This is a genomic window from Occallatibacter sp., from assembly GCF_049802275.1.
Classification (GTDB): Bacteria; Acidobacteriota; Terriglobia; order Terriglobales; family Acidobacteriaceae; genus Telmatobacter.
The window spans coordinates 1-1,832 of record NZ_JBARMD010000205.1 but is presented as its reverse complement, the minus strand read 5'-3'; the positions used below and the strand labels follow the sequence as shown (position 1 = coordinate 1,832).

General features: G+C 55.1%; 3 protein-coding genes. 2 read left to right on the top strand and 1 reads right to left on the bottom strand.

The features are described 5' to 3' along the window. Nucleotides 1–342 precede the first annotated feature (342 nt). Both WA354_RS07000 and WA354_RS06995 read left to right on the top strand, forming a co-directional pair. Nucleotides 343–723, top strand: coding sequence for a DUF5818 domain-containing protein (locus tag WA354_RS07000; RefSeq protein ID WP_472812286.1), 381 nt, complete (start codon nt 343–345; stop codon nt 721–723). A 215-nt stretch (nt 724–938) separates the two neighbouring features. Beyond that, the gene (locus WA354_RS06995) at nt 939–1,466 is read left to right on the top strand and encodes a DinB family protein (protein WP_472812285.1); all 528 of its coding nucleotides are present in this window, start codon (nt 939–941) and stop codon (nt 1,464–1,466) included. 13 nt (nt 1,467–1,479) lie between these two features. On the opposite strand, the gene WA354_RS06990 is transcribed toward WA354_RS06995, so the two are convergent. Continuing rightward, on the bottom strand, nt 1,480–1,832 hold a 353-nt coding region (locus tag WA354_RS06990; RefSeq protein WP_472812284.1), incomplete at its 5' end, for a LolA-like protein.

The following is a 1,832-nucleotide window of genomic DNA, read 5'->3' as shown; positions in this document are numbered from 1 at the left end:
GTTTCCATGCCTGAATCCTTGTGGAATTGGGCGGCAGTTGCTTGCCGGGATGCTAGCACACCGAAGGCTTAAAAGGATGTCACACCCACCCCAGCGGTATTTTTGGCCAATCGGCCTGAGAATGCCAGGCACTTTTTCCCCACCCGGTAGTTCTTACCCGGGACGAAAGCTCAATTCCCGAGTGCAACTTATTCGAAAGAAAGAGCAAGTTATATGGCACATCGGTTGCTACCTATGTTGATCGCTAGACAGGGCGTTTTATCAAGTTCCCGCCCCGATTGTTTGACTTGTTTGACGAAAAAGCGTGCGACGGCGGGAGCGCTCAACACCCGGAGGTTAAATATGAATTCGACTAAAATGCAAATGCTTCTCGGTCTCTCCTCGTGCGCTCTTTTGTTGGCGAGCGTACCAGCTTTTGGAGCTACCAATCCCAATTCCGCTTCTCCGATGCCGGTGATCCAGGAACCACAGACACCGCCTTCGCAGACCCCTCCCGATCAGGCAATGCCGAACCAGGATTCGTCGAAGACCGCGACCTTTACCGGTACGGTTGTGAAAGACGGCGAGCAGTATGTGCTCCGCGATTCATCGGGCAGCGTATACAAGCTGGATGATTCCTCGCGCGCGCAGGCCTTCGAAGGCAAGACCGTGAAGGTGACAGGCCGTCTCGACGCGGACTCAAAGATGATTCACGTCGACAGCATCCAGGCACTTGCCTCGTAACAACCGCAGCGCGATTTAGATACAATTGGAAACTCAACCGATCCGGATGCGAGGCCTACAAGCGGTATCCGGATCGCTCTTCCTCAGGGAATCATTCAAGACGAATGCAGGCAACATACCGCCGGAGATCGACCTGTTCAAGCGGAGTCGACTCCGGCGGTGGTGTGTCTGGCTCCTTCGATAGAATCTAGTTCACCCAAGGAGGCGCACTTCCCATGGCTGCCGATCCCGCAAGCGAACTCTTCCTTCAGTTTTCTCGAAACAAGCTCCTGGAGCAATACTGGCCGCGCCTGCGCAAAGCGGTTGAGTTGCTGAGCGAGGAACAAATATGGTGGCGACCCAACGATGCCAGCAACAGCATTGCCAATCTTATTCTGCATTTGAATGGAAATGTCTGGCAGTGGCTGGTGGCTTCGTTCGACCGGCTGGAAGACCGGCGCGATCGTCCCTCTGAGTTCAATGCCACGGGCGATCTTACAGCGGCCGATCTGCTTGCGCGACTCGGCGCGACCATCGACGAAGCTGCGAAGGTGCTGGCACGGCTGACGCATGATGAACTGCTCGCAACCTGGCACATCCAGGGATACACAGTAACTGGACTCGCGGCTGTCTACCAGGTGGTCGAGCACTTCGGGCTCCACTACGGGCAGATCGTTTACATCACCAAGATGCAGGAAGGCCGGGATCTCGGCTTCTACAGCGAACTCAGCAAGACCGGTCGCGCCCCAGGCGGATCGGTTTGAATTTGAGTTTCATTTATTGCAGGTGCTGGATCGTTGTGCCGGGCGGAATCTTTGCGGTGAATTGGTCTGTGGGCAGCTTTTGATTCTCGTCCACCTTCTCAACGGTCAGAACAATCGTTATTCCTTCCAAGGGGCGCTTTATGACGACTCTGGTGGGGAATTTGCTGTCTCCAAAGCTCTTGTAGGCGGAATAGGTCACCTGACTCTCGAGGTTCCCCTCGCCGTCATAGAGATCCTGATTGGACGGCAAGAGGTCGTCGCGATGGAAGGTGATGACGCGAACCGGCTTGTCTCTCCGGCTTCCGTTGGGAGCATGGCGGGTGATATTCAGGACATACTCTGGCATCAGGTAGAGGTGCTTTTTTG

Excerpts from the sequence above, each read along its gene's own strand:
- WA354_RS07000 (WP_472812286.1), top strand. The coding sequence starts at position 343 with ATGAATTCGACTAAAATGCAAATGCTTCTCGGTCTCTCCTCGTGCGCT.
- WA354_RS06995 (WP_472812285.1), top strand. The coding sequence starts at position 939 with ATGGCTGCCGATCCCGCAAGCGAACTCTTCCTTCAGTTTTCTCGAAAC.